Genomic DNA, 16,206 nt, shown 5'->3' with positions numbered 1-16,206 from the left:
CCCCTTAGTAAGTCCGGATTTTTGGCTCAAACGCCGGTACGGTCTTCGGTGCGAAGTTGACTGCGCGCTTGGCAACCCGCTTCTCACCTGGGAAGAACAGGGTGTGGCACAGCCAGTTTTCGTCGTCACGATCTTCGAAGTCTTCACGGGCGTGAGCACCGCGCGACTCTTTACGCACTTCTGCGGCGATCGCAGTAGCTTCGGCAACTTCCAGCAGGTTCTGCAGCTCCAGCGCTTCGATCCGCGCGGTGTTGAAGGCCTGGGACTTGTCGTTGATCTTGACGTTGCCAATACGCTCGCGCAGCTGAGCCAGCTGCTCGATGCCCTTCTGCATGTATTCGCCGGTGCGGAACACGCCGAAGTAGTTCTGCATGCAGCTTTGCAGCTCGCGACGCAGGGTAGCCACGTCTTCGCCATCGGTGCGCTGATTGAGCTTGTTCAAGCGGCTCAGGGCGACTTCGATGTCGGTGTCGCTGGCGTCGGTGTAGGTGATGCCGTCGGACAGCGCTTTTTCCAGGTGCAGACCAGCAGCACGACCGAACACCACCAGGTCGAGCAGCGAGTTGCCGCCCAGGCGGTTAGCGCCGTGAACCGATACGCAAGCCACTTCACCCACGGCGAACAAGCCCGGGATGATCTGGTCGACGCCGTCGGCGTCCTGGGTCATGGCCTGACCATGAATGTTGGTGGCAACGCCGCCCATCATGTAGTGGCAGGTTGGTACGACCGGCACCGGCGCGACCACTGGGTCGACGTGGGCGAAGGTCTTGGACAGCTCGCAGATGCCTGGCAGGCGGCTGTGCAGCACTTCTTCGCCGAGGTGGTCGAGCTTGAGCATCACGTGGTCGCCATTCGGACCACAGCCGTTACCGGCGATGATTTCCTTGACCATCGAGCGGGCCACAACGTCACGACCGGCAAGGTCCTTGGCGTTAGGCGCATAGCGCTCCATGAAACGCTCGCCGTGCTTGTTGATCAGGTAACCGCCTTCACCGCGGCAACCTTCGGTGACCAGTACACCAGCGCCGGCGATGCCGGTCGGGTGGAACTGCCACATTTCGATGTCTTGTACCGGAACGCCTGCACGCAGGGCCATGCCGATACCGTCACCGGTGTTGATCAGGGCATTGGTGGTCGACGCGTAGATACGGCCCGCACCGCCAGTCGCCAGTACAGTGGCCTTGGCCTTGATGTACAGGGTTTCGCCGGTTTCGATGCAGATCGCGATCACACCAACGAATGCGCCGTCCTGGTTTTTCACCAGATCGACTGCGTAGTACTCGTTGAGGAAGGTGGTGCCGGCTTTCAGGTTGCCCTGGTACAGGGTGTGCAGCAGCGCGTGACCGGTACGGTCGGAAGCTGCGCAGGTGCGCGCCGCCTGACCGCCCTTGCCGAAGTCCTTGGACTGGCCACCGAACGGACGCTGGTAGATACGGCCAGTTTCGGTACGCGAGAACGGCAGACCCATGTGGTCCAGCTCGAACACCGCAGCCGGGCCTTCCTGACACATGTATTCGATAGCGTCCTGGTCACCAATGTAGTCCGACCCCTTGACGGTGTCGTACATGTGCCAGCGCCAATCGTCGTTCGGGTCAGCCGAGGCGATTGCGCAGGTGATGCCGCCCTGGGCGGAAACAGTGTGCGAACGGGTCGGGAAGACCTTGGTGATCACGGCAGTCTTGTGACCGCCCTGGGCCAGCTGCAGCGCAGCGCGCATGCCGGCACCGCCACCACCAACAATGATGGCGTCGAATGAAATCGTTGGAATCATAGCCATGAATCAGATACCCCAGAGAATCTGCACACCCCAGACGAAGTAAGCGAACATCGCAACGCCGCATACCGCCTGGAACAGGAAACGAATCGCAGTCGCCGACTTGCCCAGCGCCATTGGCGTCAGGTAGTCAGTGGCGATGGTCCACATGCCGACCCAGGCGTGAGCGCCAAGGGCCACCAGGGCCAACAGACTGAAGATTCGCATCGCATTGTTGGAGAACAGAGCGTGCCACTGGGCAAACTCGATACCCGGGTGGGCGACGAGGTAGCCGATCAGGAAGATGAAGTAAGCCGCGAGAACGACCGCAGATACGCGCTGCGCCATCCAGTCATAGAGGCCCGAACGCGAGAGGTTCGTGACGTTAGTTACCATATCCAAACTCCTGCCAGCACGATCACCACTACGGAAACAGCGATGATGATTTTCGAGCCCAGTCTTCCGCCTTCCAGTGTCTCACCGACGCCCATGTCCATGATCAAATGGCGCACACCGGCAACCAGGTGATACAGCAAGGCAGAGAGGAGACCCCACGCCACGAACTTGGCCAGCGGACTGGTCAAGCACGCCTTCACCTCGCCGAAACCTTCCTCCGAACCCAGGGATTTGCTCAATGCGTAAAGCATGATCGCCAAGCCCAGGAAGAGAATGATGCCGGAGACACGGTGCAGGAATGACGTAATACCGGTAATGGGGAGTTTGATGGTCCTTAGGTCTAGGTTTACAGGTCGTTGGCTTTTCACGGCTTTTTTCACACTGAAGAGCCCCAAGCTAACAGGGCAAAGTTGTTGGTAAGTGTACTGGTCAGGTACCCACCACCCAGAGAACGGCGACCCCCAGCAATCGGGCTTGCAAGCCCTTGGCGGTCGGCTGCCGAGTATAGACAGTTAGGCTGCTTATGACAACGTGATGGGCTAGCCCAAATAGCGCATTGCCTTTAGCGAACAAAAGGCGTAAACGGGCGCCAATTTCTTGAAAAATCAGGCCTTAGGGGGTGATTCAACCCACCTTTAGGCAAATTGACATCTGAATTTATCCCTCTATAGTGGTGCGGGCCCTGCGTGGGGGGTCTGTCTGATGATTTCAAGCATTAATAGGAGGCCACATGGCTGACAAAAAAGCGCAGTTGGTCATCGAGGGCGCAGCCCCCGTCGAGCTGCCCATTTTAACCGGCACCGTTGGTCCCGATGTAATCGACGTCCGCGGGTTGGGGGCTTCTGGTCACTTCACCTTCGACCCAGGTTTCATGGCGACTGCCTCGTGCGAGTCGAAGATCACCTACATTGACGGCGACAAGGGCATCCTGCTGCACCGCGGCTACCCGATCGAGCAGCTCGCCGAGCAATCGGACTACCTCGAAACCTGCTACCTGCTGCTCAACGGCGAACTGCCGAATGCCGAGCAGAAGGCGCAGTTCGTCAGCACCGTCAAGAACCACACCATGGTTCACGAGCAGCTGAAGTCGTTCTTCAACGGTTTCCGCCGCGACGCTCACCCGATGGCGGTGATGTGCGGTGTGGTCGGCGCCCTCTCGGCGTTCTACCACGACTCCCTGGATATCAATAACCCGCAACACCGCGAAATTTCCGCGGTGCGCCTGGTCGCGAAAATGCCGACCCTGGCAGCGATGGTTTACAAGTACTCCATGGGCCAGCCGATGATGTACCCGCGCAACGATCTGTCGTACGCGGAAAACTTCCTGCACATGATGTTCAACACCCCGTGCGAGATCAAACCGATCAGCCCGGTGCTGGCCAAGGCGATGGACCGGATCTTCATCCTCCATGCCGACCACGAGCAGAACGCTTCGACCTCCACCGTACGTCTGGCCGGCTCGTCGGGTGCCAACCCGTTCGCCTGTATCGCAGCCGGCATCGCAGCACTGTGGGGCCCGGCTCACGGCGGCGCCAACGAAGCCGTACTGACCATGCTCGATGAAATCGGCGATGTTTCCAACATCGATACTTTCATCGCCAAGGCCAAGGACAAGAACGATCCGTTCAAGTTGATGGGCTTCGGTCACCGCGTCTACAAGAACCGCGATCCGCGCGCCACCGTGATGAAGCAGACCTGCGACGAAGTCCTGCGCGAGCTGGGCATCAAGGACGACCCGCAACTGCAACTGGCCATGCGCCTTGAAGAGATCGCTCTGACCGATCCGTACTTCATCGAGCGCTCGCTGTATCCGAACGTCGACTTCTACTCGGGGATCATCCTCAAGGCGATCGGCATTCCGACCAGCATGTTCACCGTGATCTTTGCCCTGGCACGTACTGTCGGCTGGATCTCGCACTGGAAAGAAATGCTCTCCAGCCCGTACAAGATTGGCCGTCCACGCCAGCTGTACACCGGTGAGCCGCAGCGCGATATCGTCAACCTGACGGATCGCAAGTAAGCATCGCTGGTTTAATGCTGAATGCGTAAAAAAGGCTGCCCTCGGGCAGCCTTTTTGCGTTTGCGATCAGGGCTTCTCGGCGCGCTCGCGTAGCGCCTGCAGAGTATTGAACGGTGCATCCACGACGAATTTGTTGGCGAGCCAGGACGGCACGCTGCCACCTGGCTCGGTGTGCACCTGATAGGTCACCTCAGTGCTGTCACCCTTGGGCACCAGCTTCCAGAAGCCTTCAACCTTGGCCACCCGCACAAAACCCTTTTCTGCCGGCAGATAATCGGGCTTTTCTTCCAGCGTGCGCAGCAGGCTGCCGTCCGCTTGCTGAGTGGTGGTAACCAGCATCACCGAGTCACGCGGGGTAACCAGCGGCGGCGTATTGAAGCGGCTGTAAGTCCAGGTTTGATCACCCTCATGCTTGAGCAGCTTCTGCGACTCGCACTCATGGATCCAGGCACAGGCCCCGGCGACGTCTTCCTGCAGCGCCTTGACCTTGGCCAGCGGTGCCTTGATCACCGTCACGCCGCGGTAGGCCTTGTACTGCGATCCTGCCACCTCGCTGAGCGACACGGTGATGCCGTCCTTGTCCTTGGCCACCTGCCAGTTTTCTGCCCAGGCGGCCGGAGCCAACAACACACCCATTCCACACAGCAGTGCAATACGCTTGAACGATCTCATCATGCTTATCCTTGTTGTCGAAGATACCGTGTCACGCCGCCGTCATCTGCTCCAGCCAGCCAAGAAGCCTGATTGCCTCGTCACTATCACTGCCACACACCTCGACATCGGCCTTAAAGCCACCACACACTGCGGGGCGCTCCGGCCTGCCGAAAAGCTCACAGAGATTGCTCGGCGTCAGGTGCAGGCAGCGCTCACCGGCCGGCTTGCCATGTGGCATGCGCGGCATGGGCGAGCTGATCGAAGGGGCGATGCAGCATGCACCGCAACCCTCTCGGCATTTCATCAAGTCTAGACTCCTGGAACAAAACGGGACGAACGTCCCTGATAGTAACGACTCAAACATTCGTTTGAAATTGCTGGCCAGATGAAATCTGCCGTGACCCGGCAGTCAGTTGCAGTTACTGGCGGAATTGAAAATCGATGGCAGCGCCTTCGACTTCACGCCGACTGTCATTGCGCAACTGCAGCTGCATCTCGTTGTTGATCAAGCGCCCGTTGAGCTGAAATGGGCTGTCATCCGCCGGCGGGTTCTCCGGGAACATCGACGGCAGCAGAGGCTTGCGCCGTTGCGACGACAAGGTGTTCACCTCCGGTTCCAGCTTGTCGACCAGGTGCGTAGGCAAGCTGAGGTCGAGCTTGGTCTTGGGTACCGGTTTGGCCACAGCCTTGCTGACTGCCTTGCGCTTGTTTCTCGCCACAGGCTTGGCCTTGGCCTTCTTGCGTACCGCAGCCTTTGCCGGGGGCGTGCTCGCCTTGCCAGAGGTGGCTTTGCTGGCCGCCTTGGCCGGGGCAGCGACGGGCGCTGTGGACGCAGCCTGCAGCGCACCGCTGGAGAAACACAGCGGAGCCAGGCAAAACAACAGGGCAAAACAGCGAAGCGCTTTCATGAACTCCATAAACACCGCTGAATGACAGGACTATGCTGGCGGTTCCGCCTGAGTCTGGCAAGACTAGAACAGTGAACTGGCCGAGTCTTTGCACAATTGATGGGCCAGCAGGCCAAGGGTGATCACGGCGCGCTCGGCTTCCTTGTTCCACGGGATACCGCAATTGAGCCGAATACAGTGGTTGAACTGCTCGGTATTACTGAAGATCAACCCTGGCGCGATACTGATGCCCTGCTCCAGCGCGCGCACATGCAACTCCTGGGTGTTGACCCGCCCAGGCAGACTCACCCAAAGGATGAAACCGCCGGTTGGCCGGGTCATTTGCGTGCCCTCAGGGAAGTGCTGCTGCACCGCCAACTGATACGCACTGAGGTTCTTGCGGTATTCCTGGCGGATAAAGCGCAGGTGGCGGTCATAGCCGCCGTTTTCCAGGTATGCCGACACCCCCATCTGAGTCACGCTGCAAGCCGAGTGGGTAGTGAAAGTCTGCAAGCGCTGGATCTCGGCCTGATAACGGCCGGCAATCATCCAGCCCACCCGTACGCCGGGCGATAAGGTCTTGGAAAAGCTCGAGCAGTAGATCACCCGATCCAGCCGGTCGTAGGCCTTGAGTGCCTTGGTGCGGCCCTGTTCGAACATCAGCTCGCCGTAGATATCATCCTCGACGATCTGGATGTCGAAGTCCGACGCCAGCCGCAGCAGCTGCTTCTGGCGCTCTTCCGGGATGGTGCCGCCAAGCGGGTTGCTCAATCGCGCAGTCAGCACCAGCGCCTTGATCGACCACTGATTGGCCGCCAGCTGCAATGCCTCAAGGCTGATGCCGTTGGCAGGGTCGCTGGGGATCTCGATGACTTTCAGCCCAAGCAGATCAGCCAGTTGCAGCAGGCCGTAATAGGTCGGCGACTCGGCTGCGATCAGGTCGCCCGGCCGGGTCAGCACGCGCAGCGACATCTGCAGCGCATCGACACAGCCATGGGTCACGATGATCTCACTCGGGTCGACCAACACACCGGCATCACGCATGCGAATGGCTATCTGTCGACGCAGTGGCTCGAAGCCCGGGCTGAACATGTAACTGAACGCGCGCGGGCTATGAAAACGGGTGACCTTGGCCAATTGCTGGTGTAGCGCTCGTACCGGCAGATAGTCGACATGTGGCACGGCAGCGCCGAACGGGAACACGCCATCCCGACGCGCCTCGGTCAGTACCTGCTGGATGATGGTCGCGCGGGTGACCAGGCCAGGCCGCTCGACGCGGGCGATGTCCGGCGTCTGCGCAGTCAACGCTGGCGTCTGGTGCACATAGTAGCCGGACTGCGGCCGTGCGCGGATCAGCCCCTGATCTTCCAGGTTGGCGTAGGCCTGAAGCACGGTTGCGTGGCTGACATTGAGCTGCGCGCTCATCTTGCGCACCGACGGTACTCGCTCACCGGGCTGGTAGACACCGCGACGGATGTCCTCAGCCAGTTGCTGGGCGATGCGCTGGTACAGCAGCAGGTTGGTCATGACGGATTCTCGAAGCGCGTACGGGTCGTTGTTTTTATGCGACTCACTGACAGGCAGAATACCGGAACAGTTGCAAAGTGTACGGGGACAGATTGCAGAATAGTCGACATTACAGTTACGTGACCAGCACCCTTTCAGGGTTTATCCACGCCAGCTCACGGGGCCATGCAACGGCCCCGCGAGCAGCATCCGTCAGCGTGGCGCGGCGAGTTTGCCCTTGTCGTCCGAGAAGACGATCTCGACTCGGCGGTTCTGCGCCCTGCCCCGCTCCGAAGCATTGACGTCGATCGGGTACTGGTCGCCGTAACCCTCGACCTGAATACGCTTCTCGTCGATACCCAGATCGACCAGCATATCGGCCACGGCCTGTGCACGATCACGCGACAGTTTGAGGTTGTCTTCCGGCGTACCAGTACTGTCGGTGTAACCCTCGATGCGGATCACACGGCGCGGATTGAGCTGGAGAAACTGCACCAGCTTGAGCACGGTGCGACTTGCCGAATTCTTCAGATCAGCCCGACCGGTGTCGAACAGCACATCGCCGAGGGTCATCACCAGGCCGCGTTCGCTCTGCTCGGAGGCCAGCGCGCTGATCTGCGCTTCGACCCACTTGCCTTGCTGCTGCACACTGGCCAGCTTGGCCTCACGTAGCGCCAACTGCAGGCGCTGACGCTCCAGATCAAGCTTGGCGATGCGCTCCTGATTCAACGAAAGCTTGGCGTGCTCGGCAGCGATCTCGCTGTAGCGCTGGCTCAGATAAGCGTAGTGGCGCACATCGGCACCGGTGCCGATGTAGCTGGACAAGCGCTCGGCCTTGGCAAGCGACTCGCCGGCGCGGATCACGTCGCGTGGCGCACTGCGCAGCACGTTGGAGTCATCCTTGACCTTCTGGAACGCCGCGCTGGCATCCTCCAGGGCCGACTCGCTGCGCTGGCTGGCACAGCCCTGCAGACCGACCAGCGCCAGCAATGCCAGCGCCGCGATTGGCGTAGTGCGATTCATGGCTGCGCCTCCAATTGCTTGCGCAAGCGCTTGACGCGCGACTGCAGCACGGTCAACTGCTCTTCGCTCTTGAGCGTCAATACCTGTGCCTCGGCCAGGCGCGCATCCAGTTCGGCCTGCTCAGCGCGCATGCGTGCATCGCGATTGTCCTGGCTGAGCAGATTGGCTTTGGCGCGAGTCAGTTTTTCGTCTGCCAGCTTCAGCGCTTCGACCTGATCGGTGGCACCGACGGCCTTGGCCTGCTCCAGCGCCTGCTCGGACAGCCGCAGTTGTTCAGTGGGCGCCGGATCATTGGCACAGCCAGCCAGGCTGGTGATGGCCAGGGCCAGCATCAAGGGTTGGATTCTCAACACGGTCTTCCTACTGTTTGGGGGCATCCTGGGGCACCAACATCTGCGCCTTCCAGCGTTCGACGTTACGTTGCAGCACCGTTTCGGATGCACCGGAGATCGGCAATTCTGTCAGTTTTTTTGCCAGTTGTCCGCGCAACCAGGCGTCATTGCAGGCCGAGTTGTGCGACACCGCCAGGTACAGCCCGGGGCGGTCCACCGGCAGGCCACGGGCGATCAGGTCATTGGCCATGCCCAGGCCCTGGACCATGGCCATGCCCGAGTAGCGCCCGGCCAGCACATAATCAACCTGACCGAGCACCAGCTTCTGGAACGCCTGAGTCAGGTTCTGCGCCGGCACCAGCTTGAGCTGCGCCTTGGCAAAGGCCTCGAAGGCCGGGGTCAGCCGCGCCCGCTCGGACAAAGTGCCCTGGTAGCGAGCCAGATCAGCCGGCCCGTCGAACACCACGGCGCCGTCATGCCGGGTCCAGACCAGGTATTCATTGAGCTGCAGCGCAGGGTGGATGTAATCCAGGGCATCCAGTTGGGTTACCTGCATGGGCGTATCGAGCAACAGGTCCATACGCCCGCTGCGCACCTCTTCCAGCGCTTGATCGCGGCGGCCGGCATGCAGCACTTCAAGCTTCAGGCCAAGCTCGGTCGCCACCTGGCGCAGCAGGTCGACGTTGGCCCCGATCAGGTGCCGCGGGTCTTGCGGGTCCTGCCATGAATAAGGCGGCGCATCCGGGCTGCCGGTGGCGACCAGGCGCTCGCACTTGCCGGCCGCCATGACCGCAGGCGACATCAGCGCGGCCAGGCAGACCAGCGCCCTGCCCGTTCTGCGAAAATTCATCCACCACTCCTTATGAAAAAAGCCCGGCCCTCATGTCGAGGGCCGGGCTTCTTTATAAGTGAAGCAGGCGGATCAGACCAGCTTTTCCAGCTCCGGAACTGCTTCGAACAGGTCCGCGACCAGGCCGTAATCAGCTACCTGGAAGATCGGCGCCTCTTCATCCTTGTTGATCGCAACGATCACTTTGGAGTCTTTCATACCGGCCAGGTGCTGGATCGCGCCGGAAATACCGACGGCGATGTACAGCTGCGGCGCGACGATCTTGCCGGTCTGACCGACCTGCATGTCGTTCGGCACAAAGCCTGCGTCTACCGCAGCGCGGGATGCACCAACGGCGGCGCCGAGCTTGTCGGCCAGGGTGTACAGGTGCTTGAAGTTGTCACCGTTACCCATGCCGCGGCCGCCGGAAACGACGATCTTGGCAGCAGTCAGCTCGGGACGGTCCGACTTGGCCAGCTCTTCGCCAACGAACGCCGACTTGCCGGCATCGTGGGCAGCGCTGACGGCTTCGACAGTGGCCGAACCACCTTCGGCAGCAACCGGATCGAAGCCGGTGGTACGCACGGTGATGACCTTGACGGCCGCGCTCGATTGCACGGTGGCAATGGCGTTACCAGCATAGATCGGGCGCTTGAAGGTGTCGGCAGACTCGACCGCGATGATCTCGGAGATCTGGTCGACGTCCAGCAGTGCAGCAACCCGTGGCAGGATGTTCTTGCCGTTGGTGGTGGCCGGAGCCAGCACGTGGCTGTAACCCTTGCCCAGCTCGGCCAGCAACGGCGCGACGTTTTCCGGCAGCAGGTGGGCATAGGCGGCGTTGTCGGCTACCAGCACCTTGGCCACGCCAGCGATCTTGGCTGCGGCTTCGGCGACAGCACCAACGTTGGCGCCGGCGACCAGTACGTGGACTTCACCACCAATCTTGGCGGCAGCAGCAACGGTATTGAGGGTGGCCGGGGCAACAGCGCCGTTCTCGTGTTCAGCGATAACCAGGATAGTCATTTAGATTACCTTCGCCTCGTTCTTCAATTTCTCGACCAGTTCAGCCACCGACTTGACCTTGATACCCGCGCTGCGTGCAGCCGGCGCTTCGACTTTTACGGTCTTCACAGTGGAGGCGGTAGAAACGCCCAGCGCGTCCGGAGTAACAGTCTCCAGTGGCTTCTTCTTGGCCTTCATGATATTCGGCAGCGACGCATAGCGCGGCTCGTTCAGGCGCAGGTCGGTAGTGACGATCGCCGGCAGGTTCAGCGATACAGTCTGCAGGCCGCCATCGATTTCACGGGTGACATTGAGCTTGTCACCGGCCACCTCAACCTTGGAGGCGAAGGTGCCCTGGGCGTAGCCAGTCAGCGCCGCGAGCATCTGCCCGGTCTGATTGTTGTCGCTGTCGATCGCCTGTTTGCCGAGGATCACCAGTTGCGGCTGCTCCTTGTCCACCAGCGCCTTGAGCACCTTGGCCACGGCCAGCGAGTTCAGTTCATCACTGGTCTCGACCAGGATGGCACGGTCAGCGCCGAGGGCCAGCGCGGTGCGCAGTTGCTCCTGGGCAGCGGTCGGGCCGACTGCAACGGCGATGATCTCGGTCGCAATGCCCTTTTCTTTCAGGCGTACGGCTTCTTCCACCGCGATTTCGCAGAAGGGGTTCATGGACATCTTGACGTTTGCAAGGTCGACGCCGGAGTTATCCGCTTTGACGCGAACCTTGACGTTGTAGTCGACCACTCGTTTGACAGCTACAAGAACCTTCATGGATTCCTCGTTACTCTCCGGTGAAAAGAAACTCGCCTGGGGACAAAGGCCCGGCGATTGCGCGTGGGTACAAGGGCACCTCTAAAAACGTATCGGCCAGAGGATTATTCACTGTGACTGATAAGTCCTGTAGCGACTGCCGAGGTAGAACCTGCGGGTCATTTTCTGTGGTGGCGTGTAAACTCCACTACATGACGGCTTTCAGCCCGAAAACCCTGCTCTACACCTGGTCTTTAGGGGTGCTCCTGCGCTCATCGATCAGCCTACGGCGAGCGTAAAACCGCTCGTATCTTGACCGTAACACCCAGCCTGGTCAATACGGCAAATCGGCCAGCCTCCAGCCGCCTCCCTGTGATTTTACTGGTCTGCGGCAAATTCAAACAAACGTTTGTATTGGACCGTTGGAGTGGTGTAGATATAATGCGCGGCATGACCCAGCGGTGTAGTCCGTGTTCGGTAAAGCTACAGCCTAGATAGCTACCGGTGACTGCCCGTCCCCCGACAAGAAACAGCGATGAGCCTTGAGTAGGAGAGAACCAGTGGAACGCGAATACATGGAATTCGACGTGGTCATTGTCGGCGCCGGGCCGGCAGGCCTGTCCGCCGCCTGCCGTCTGAAGCAGAAGGCCGCCGAAGCCGGTAGCGAGATCAGCGTCTGCGTGGTCGAGAAAGGCTCCGAAGTCGGCGCTCACATCCTCTCTGGCGCGGTGTTCGAACCGCGCGCGCTGGACGAGCTGTTCCCTGACTGGAAAGCGCTCGGCGCCCCGCTCAACACCGCGGTCAAACGCGATGACATCTATGTCCTCAAAGATGCCGGCAGCTCGACCAAGGTGCCTGACCTGTTCGTGCCCAAGACCATGCACAACCAGGGCAACTACATCATCTCGCTGGGCAACCTGTGCCGCTGGCTGGCCCAGCAGGCGGAAAACCTCGGCGTCGAGGTTTATCCAGGTTTTGCCGCTCAGGAAGCGCTGATCGATGACAACGGCGTAGTTCGCGGCATCCTCACCGGCGACCTCGGCGTCGACCGCGAAGGCAAGCCGAAAGATGGCCTGTACACCCCAGGCATGGAACTGCGTGCCAAGTACACCCTGTTCGCCGAAGGCTGCCGCGGGCACATCGGCAAGCAGCTGATCAAACGCTTCAATCTCGACAGCGAGTCGGATGTGCAGCACTACGGCATCGGCATCAAAGAGATCTGGGAGATCGACCCGAGCAAGCACGAGCAAGGCCTGGTAGTGCATACCGCGGGCTGGCCGCTGGATGTGGTCAGCAACGAGAACACCGGTGGCTCGTTCCTCTATCACCTGGAGAACAATCAGGTGGTGGTTGGCCTTATCGTCGACCTGTCCTACTCCAACCCGTACCTGTCGCCGTTCGATGAGTTCCAGCGTCTCAAGCATCACCCGGTGATCAGCCAGTACCTTGAAGGCGGCAAGCGCATCAGCTACGGCGCCCGCGCAATCGCCAAGGGCGGCTTCAACTCGCTGCCGAAGATGGTCTTCAATGGCGGCGCACTGATTGGTTGCGACCTGGGCACGCTGAACTTCGCCAAGATCAAGGGCAGCCATACGGCGATGAAGTCAGGCATGCTCGCCGCTGATGCGGTGGCTGCTGCGTTGCTGGCCGGGAGTGAAGGCGGTGATGTGCTCAATAGCTACGTCGATGGCTTCAAGGCCAGCTGGCTGCATGACGAGTTGTTTGCCAGCCGTAACTTTGGCCCGGCGATGCACAAGTTCGGGCCGCTGTTTGGTGCTGCCTTCAACTATGTCGACCAGAACTGGTTTGCCGGCAAGCTGCCGTTCACCCTGCGTGATACCAAGCCTGATTATGCGTGCCTGAAACTGGCGGCAGACTCGAAGAAGATCGATTATCCGAAGCCGGATGGCAAGTTGAGCTTTGACAAGCTGAGTTCGGTGTTTCTCTCCAGTACCAACCATGAAGAGGAGCAGCCTTGCCACTTGAAGCTGGCTGATCCGAGTGTACCGATTGCCAGTAACCTGCCGTTGTATGACGAGCCGGCGCAGCGATATTGCCCGGCTGGGGTGTATGAGGTGGTTACGCAGGAAGATGGCGCCAAGCGGTTCCAGATCAATGCGCAGAACTGTGTGCATTGCAAAACGTGTGATATCAAGGATCCGGCGCAGAATATTACCTGGGTTACGCCTGAGGGTGCGGGTGGGCCTAACTACCCTAATATGTGATTGTTTGAGGCTGGGGGCTGGGACTTGTCCATGTGATGCATGGGTAGGTCCAGCCCCTTTCGCCCTTACGGCGAGTCACTTTTTTGGCAAACGCCCGCGCGCCCCAAAAAGGTGACTCGCCGTAAGGGCGAAAGGGGCCAGAACTATCTATAAATCAAATGGATAAGCTCAAAAGACCCGCGATCAACCCGAAGACAGCCAAGCCTAACTAAGCAGCCCCCTCGCGACACAAAGCCGCCCCTGAAGCAGAACTATCACCTGCAAACACCAACGACTTCCGCCCCTGAAAATACAGCGCAGTCACCACCCCAACCACCCCCATCACCAAACAGAACCCCACACAAACCCAAGGACTCCAAGGCATCAAGGCGATCAAAGCCAAAGGCGTAGTACTTGCCCACAATGCATATGCCACGTTATAGGTAAAGGAAATCCCGGAAACCCGAATCTGCGCCGGAAACAACCCGACCATCACCGAAGGCACCACCCCCACCACCCCACAGCAAAGCCCCGCCAGCGCATAGGCCGGCCAGATCATCCCCCACTGCCCCACCAGACTCGCATACAACGTGGCAATCCCCACCGGCAGCGCCAGGCTATAAACAAGCAACGCCCGCCACGCCCCGATGCGGTCAACCAGCAACCCCGCCAGCACGCAACCAATATTCAAAAACACGATCCCGACACTGCTCAAGGCAAAGGTATGCCCAGCACTGATAGCAAAGCGCTGCTGCATCACTGTAGGCGTAATCACCACCAACACCACCACCGCCGAAGTCAGCACACAGGTCAGCAGCGCCGCCGGCAGCAACGCCCGCCGATGCTCGCGCAACACCTGGCGCAACGGAAACGCCACCGGCTGCTCACGCCGCTCACGCAGCGCCAGAAACACCGGCGTCTCACTCAACCAACGGCGCAGCCAAACCCCAATCACGCCGAACACCCCGCCAAGCAAGAACGGGTAACGCCAGGCGTAATCAAGGATCTCCTGCGGGGTAAACAGCTGCGCCAGCAAAGTAGCGGTAAGCGCGCCGAGCAAATAACCAAAGGTCAATCCAGCCTGCAAAAAGCCCAATGCGTAGCCGCGCCGGCCATCTGGCGCATGCTCGGCAACGAAGGTCCAGGCGCTGGGCACTTCACCGCCCACTGCCGCGCCCTGCAGAATCCGCAGCGCCAATAGGATCAACGGCGCGGCGTAGCCGATGTCGGCGTAGGTCGGCATCACCCCGATCAGCAGGCACGGCAGCGCCATCATCAGGATGCTCAGGCTGAACACCCGCTTGCGGCCCAGGTGGTCGGCAAAATGCGCCATCAAGATACCGCCCAACGGCCGCGCCAGGTAACCAGTCACAAAAATCCCGAAGCTCTGCAACAAACGCAGCCACTCAGGCATTTCCGGCGGGAAAAACAGCTGGCTGAGGGTCAGGGCAAAGAACACGAAGATGATGAAATCGTAGATTTCCAACGCGCCGCCCAGCGCCGCCAGACCCAGGGTCCGGTGGTCAGCGCGGGTAAACCGCGGCGCAGGCGCGCTATCGATGGCAGTCATGGCAGAGTCCGCAGATCGGCAAAGGGCGAGAGGATAACAAACCCTGCGGCCATCAGGCGCATCCAGGCTTAGCGGTTGAACACGGTCTGGGCGAAGTTGCGCCGCAGTCTTGGATAGCCCGAGCCTGGGGAAAGCCCGGGCGGCAGCGGCAACTGGCCGACCACCATCGGCAGGTCGATGATTGCCATAAATGACTCCAACGCCTCGCTGTCAGGCACTTTCGGTAGGCTGATGCTCACCGCCTTGCGCTCGGTCTGCGGCACCGCCGGCACTTTCAGGCGCTGCGAGTGATACAGCAGGGCATGCTGAATCTGCGAACTGACCCGACAGAAACGCGCCAGATCAACACCGGCGTGGCTAGCCAGCTCGATGTTGCCAATCAACAGATTGAACGGCTGCAGCGCGCTCTGCACCAGGCGCTGCAAGTCTTCGAAGTTTTCCACCGGGGCGATCCGGTAATACCCCATGGCATTGAGCATCTTCTCCAGCTGCAAACGCTGGGACGGGTGCTCGTCGGCGATGAGGATGCGCAAGGATTTATGAGGCATCGATCGAACCTGGGCAGAGGTAAGGACACACGCTCCATGACCATACTGCGCCAGTTCAGGCATGCCCGGTCACTACCAGGCGGGGTCTTTACTGATACTCGTCGCTAAAACGCGAGAAATCAAGGTGCCAGCACGGGGATTTTCACTGGCCGCCGTTCACGATTCCCACTGGCGCATGCGCACGCGGCAGTGCTTCATGGCATTGACGATGTGCTTTTCCACAAGACTGCGGGAAATACCCAGACGCTCGGCAATCTGCGGATGCGACAGACCGTCGATCTTGCGCAGCAGAAAACACTCGCGACACGGCGCGCTGAGTTCATCCAGTGCGCGCTGCATCAGTGCCAGGCGCTGGCCAAGCTGCATGCTCTGCGACGGCGCCGGGCTGTGCCAGCGCTCATCGCTGTCGAGCACATCGAGCGATTCGGTCTGGCGGATCAGGTGGCGGCGGTGGCGGTCAATCACCAGGTTGAGCGCAGTGCGATAAAGGAACGCGCGGGGATGCTCGATCTGCTGGGTATCGGTACGCTCCAGCACCCGCAGATAAGCGTCGTGAGCCACGTCTTCGGCGGCCTGGCGATTGCCCAGACGCGCGCAAAGAAAGCTCACCAACTCGCGATAATAATGTTCCACAACGGCACCTGGCGTCTCCCTGCTGGGCAATATGCACTGCATTGACGCGGGACTGAGTGATATCAGAGTGCGATCTTACAAATTATAATTATTCTCAGC

At 60.2% G+C, this 16,206-nt stretch carries 17 protein-coding genes; 2 read left to right on the top strand and 15 right to left on the bottom strand.

Going from position 1 to position 16,206, the window contains the following annotated elements; all coding sequences use genetic code 11:
• Positions 1-4 precede the first annotated feature (4 nt).
• The 3 genes from sdhA to sdhC are packed head-to-tail and all read right to left on the bottom strand — an operon-like array spanning position 5 to position 2,529.
• A complete protein-coding gene (gene sdhA / locus ACIOAU_RS03790) occupies positions 5-1,777 on the bottom strand; it encodes a succinate dehydrogenase flavoprotein subunit (RefSeq protein WP_101318131.1) in 1,773 nt (590 codons plus the stop codon).
• A gap of 3 nt (positions 1,778-1,780) precedes the next feature.
• Positions 1,781-2,149, bottom strand: coding sequence for a succinate dehydrogenase, hydrophobic membrane anchor protein (sdhD, locus tag ACIOAU_RS03785; protein WP_101318128.1), 369 nt, complete (start codon positions 2,147-2,149; stop codon positions 1,781-1,783).
• Complete coding sequence (gene sdhC / locus ACIOAU_RS03780) at positions 2,143-2,529, bottom strand: succinate dehydrogenase, cytochrome b556 subunit (protein ID WP_178080755.1); 387 nt, start codon at positions 2,527-2,529, stop codon at positions 2,143-2,145. The genes sdhD and sdhC overlap by 7 nt, the downstream gene beginning before the upstream one ends.
• A gap of 350 nt (positions 2,530-2,879) precedes the next feature.
• Here sdhC and gltA point away from each other — a divergent pair, with 350 nt between their 5' ends.
• Positions 2,880-4,169, top strand: a complete 1,290-nt coding sequence (gene gltA / locus ACIOAU_RS03775; RefSeq protein WP_101318124.1) for a citrate synthase — start codon at positions 2,880-2,882, stop codon at positions 4,167-4,169.
• Positions 4,170-4,235: 66 nt separating this feature from the next.
• On the opposite strand, the gene ACIOAU_RS03770 is transcribed toward gltA, so the two are convergent.
• The 9 genes from ACIOAU_RS03770 to ACIOAU_RS03730 all read right to left on the bottom strand — a co-directional run bounded on the left by ACIOAU_RS03770 (position 4,236) and on the right by ACIOAU_RS03730 (position 11,173).
• Complete coding sequence (locus ACIOAU_RS03770) at positions 4,236-4,841, bottom strand: START domain-containing protein (RefSeq protein ID WP_101318122.1); 606 nt, start codon at positions 4,839-4,841, stop codon at positions 4,236-4,238.
• A 31-nt stretch (positions 4,842-4,872) separates the two neighbouring features.
• Positions 4,873-5,127 (bottom strand): YkgJ family cysteine cluster protein, encoded by a 255-nt coding sequence (locus ACIOAU_RS03765; protein WP_101318120.1) that lies wholly within the window; start codon positions 5,125-5,127, stop codon positions 4,873-4,875.
• A gap of 115 nt (positions 5,128-5,242) precedes the next feature.
• The gene (locus ACIOAU_RS03760; protein ID WP_401180026.1) at positions 5,243-5,731 is read right to left on the bottom strand and encodes a hypothetical protein; all 489 of its coding nucleotides are present in this window, start codon (positions 5,729-5,731) and stop codon (positions 5,243-5,245) included.
• A 63-nt stretch (positions 5,732-5,794) separates the two neighbouring features.
• Entirely contained in the window at positions 5,795-7,237 is a 1,443-nt protein-coding gene (locus ACIOAU_RS03755; RefSeq protein WP_101318118.1) for a PLP-dependent aminotransferase family protein, read from the bottom strand.
• A 192-nt stretch (positions 7,238-7,429) separates the two neighbouring features.
• On the bottom strand, positions 7,430-8,239 hold the full coding sequence (locus tag ACIOAU_RS03750) for an OmpA family protein (protein ID WP_101318115.1): 810 nt from the start codon (positions 8,237-8,239) through the stop codon (positions 7,430-7,432).
• Complete coding sequence (locus tag ACIOAU_RS03745; protein WP_101318113.1) at positions 8,236-8,589, bottom strand: DUF4398 domain-containing protein; 354 nt, start codon at positions 8,587-8,589, stop codon at positions 8,236-8,238. Before ACIOAU_RS03745 ends, ACIOAU_RS03750 begins: the two co-directional genes overlap by 4 nt.
• A 10-nt stretch (positions 8,590-8,599) precedes the next feature.
• Positions 8,600-9,421, bottom strand: coding sequence for an ABC transporter substrate-binding protein (locus ACIOAU_RS03740; protein ID WP_101318110.1), 822 nt, complete (start codon positions 9,419-9,421; stop codon positions 8,600-8,602).
• 72 nt (positions 9,422-9,493) lie between these two features.
• Positions 9,494-10,423, bottom strand: coding sequence for an electron transfer flavoprotein subunit alpha/FixB family protein (locus ACIOAU_RS03735; RefSeq protein WP_101318108.1), 930 nt, complete (start codon positions 10,421-10,423; stop codon positions 9,494-9,496).
• Entirely contained in the window at positions 10,424-11,173 is a 750-nt protein-coding gene (locus ACIOAU_RS03730; protein WP_101318106.1) for an electron transfer flavoprotein subunit beta/FixA family protein, read from the bottom strand. It abuts the gene before it with no gap.
• 539 nt (positions 11,174-11,712) lie between these two features.
• On the opposite strand from ACIOAU_RS03730, the gene ACIOAU_RS03725 reads away from it, so the two are divergent.
• On the top strand, positions 11,713-13,377 hold the full coding sequence (locus ACIOAU_RS03725; RefSeq protein WP_101318104.1) for an electron transfer flavoprotein-ubiquinone oxidoreductase: 1,665 nt from the start codon (positions 11,713-11,715) through the stop codon (positions 13,375-13,377).
• A 208-nt stretch (positions 13,378-13,585) separates the two neighbouring features.
• Here ACIOAU_RS03725 and ACIOAU_RS03720 read toward each other — a convergent pair whose 3' ends face one another.
• The 3 genes from ACIOAU_RS03720 to ACIOAU_RS03710 all read right to left on the bottom strand — a co-directional run bounded on the left by ACIOAU_RS03720 (position 13,586) and on the right by ACIOAU_RS03710 (position 16,107).
• A complete protein-coding gene (locus ACIOAU_RS03720) occupies positions 13,586-14,926 on the bottom strand; it encodes an MFS transporter (protein WP_401180018.1) in 1,341 nt (446 codons plus the stop codon).
• Positions 14,927-14,994: 68 nt separating this feature from the next.
• The gene (locus tag ACIOAU_RS03715) at positions 14,995-15,474 is read right to left on the bottom strand and encodes a response regulator (RefSeq protein ID WP_101318100.1); all 480 of its coding nucleotides are present in this window, start codon (positions 15,472-15,474) and stop codon (positions 14,995-14,997) included.
• A gap of 156 nt (positions 15,475-15,630) precedes the next feature.
• Positions 15,631-16,107 carry a sigma-70 family RNA polymerase sigma factor gene (locus ACIOAU_RS03710; RefSeq protein ID WP_101318098.1) on the bottom strand — a complete coding sequence of 159 codons (477 nt, stop codon included), beginning with the start codon at positions 16,105-16,107 and terminating at the stop codon, positions 15,631-15,633.
• Positions 16,108-16,206 lie beyond the last annotated feature (99 nt).

This window comes from Pseudomonas sp. NPDC088322, assembly GCF_044740745.1.
Taxonomy (GTDB): Bacteria; Pseudomonadota; Gammaproteobacteria; order Pseudomonadales; family Pseudomonadaceae; genus Aquipseudomonas; species Aquipseudomonas shirazensis.
Note: the sequence above shows the minus strand (reverse complement) of the source record. Positions and strands in the feature narration are given on the sequence as shown.

Excerpts from the sequence above, each read along its gene's own strand:
- ACIOAU_RS03770 (WP_101318122.1), bottom strand. The coding sequence starts at position 4,841 with ATGAGATCGTTCAAGCGTATTGCACTGCTGTGTGGAATGGGTGTGTTG.
- ACIOAU_RS03720 (WP_401180018.1), bottom strand. The coding sequence starts at position 14,926 with ATGACTGCCATCGATAGCGCGCCTGCGCCGCGGTTTACCCGCGCTGAC.
- ACIOAU_RS03730 (WP_101318106.1), bottom strand. The coding sequence starts at position 11,173 with ATGAAGGTTCTTGTAGCTGTCAAACGAGTGGTCGACTACAACGTCAAG.
- ACIOAU_RS03735 (WP_101318108.1), bottom strand. The coding sequence starts at position 10,423 with ATGACTATCCTGGTTATCGCTGAACACGAGAACGGCGCTGTTGCCCCG.
- gltA (WP_101318124.1), top strand. The coding sequence starts at position 2,880 with ATGGCTGACAAAAAAGCGCAGTTGGTCATCGAGGGCGCAGCCCCCGTC.
- ACIOAU_RS03715 (WP_101318100.1), bottom strand. The coding sequence starts at position 15,474 with ATGCCTCATAAATCCTTGCGCATCCTCATCGCCGACGAGCACCCGTCC.
- ACIOAU_RS03740 (WP_101318110.1), bottom strand. The coding sequence starts at position 9,421 with ATGAATTTTCGCAGAACGGGCAGGGCGCTGGTCTGCCTGGCCGCGCTG.
- ACIOAU_RS03760 (WP_401180026.1), bottom strand. The coding sequence starts at position 5,731 with ATGAAAGCGCTTCGCTGTTTTGCCCTGTTGTTTTGCCTGGCTCCGCTG.
- sdhD (WP_101318128.1), bottom strand. The coding sequence starts at position 2,149 with ATGGTAACTAACGTCACGAACCTCTCGCGTTCGGGCCTCTATGACTGG.
- ACIOAU_RS03755 (WP_101318118.1), bottom strand. The coding sequence starts at position 7,237 with ATGACCAACCTGCTGCTGTACCAGCGCATCGCCCAGCAACTGGCTGAG.
- sdhA (WP_101318131.1), bottom strand. The coding sequence starts at position 1,777 with ATGGCTATGATTCCAACGATTTCATTCGACGCCATCATTGTTGGTGGT.
- ACIOAU_RS03765 (WP_101318120.1), bottom strand. The coding sequence starts at position 5,127 with ATGAAATGCCGAGAGGGTTGCGGTGCATGCTGCATCGCCCCTTCGATC.
- ACIOAU_RS03750 (WP_101318115.1), bottom strand. The coding sequence starts at position 8,239 with ATGAATCGCACTACGCCAATCGCGGCGCTGGCATTGCTGGCGCTGGTC.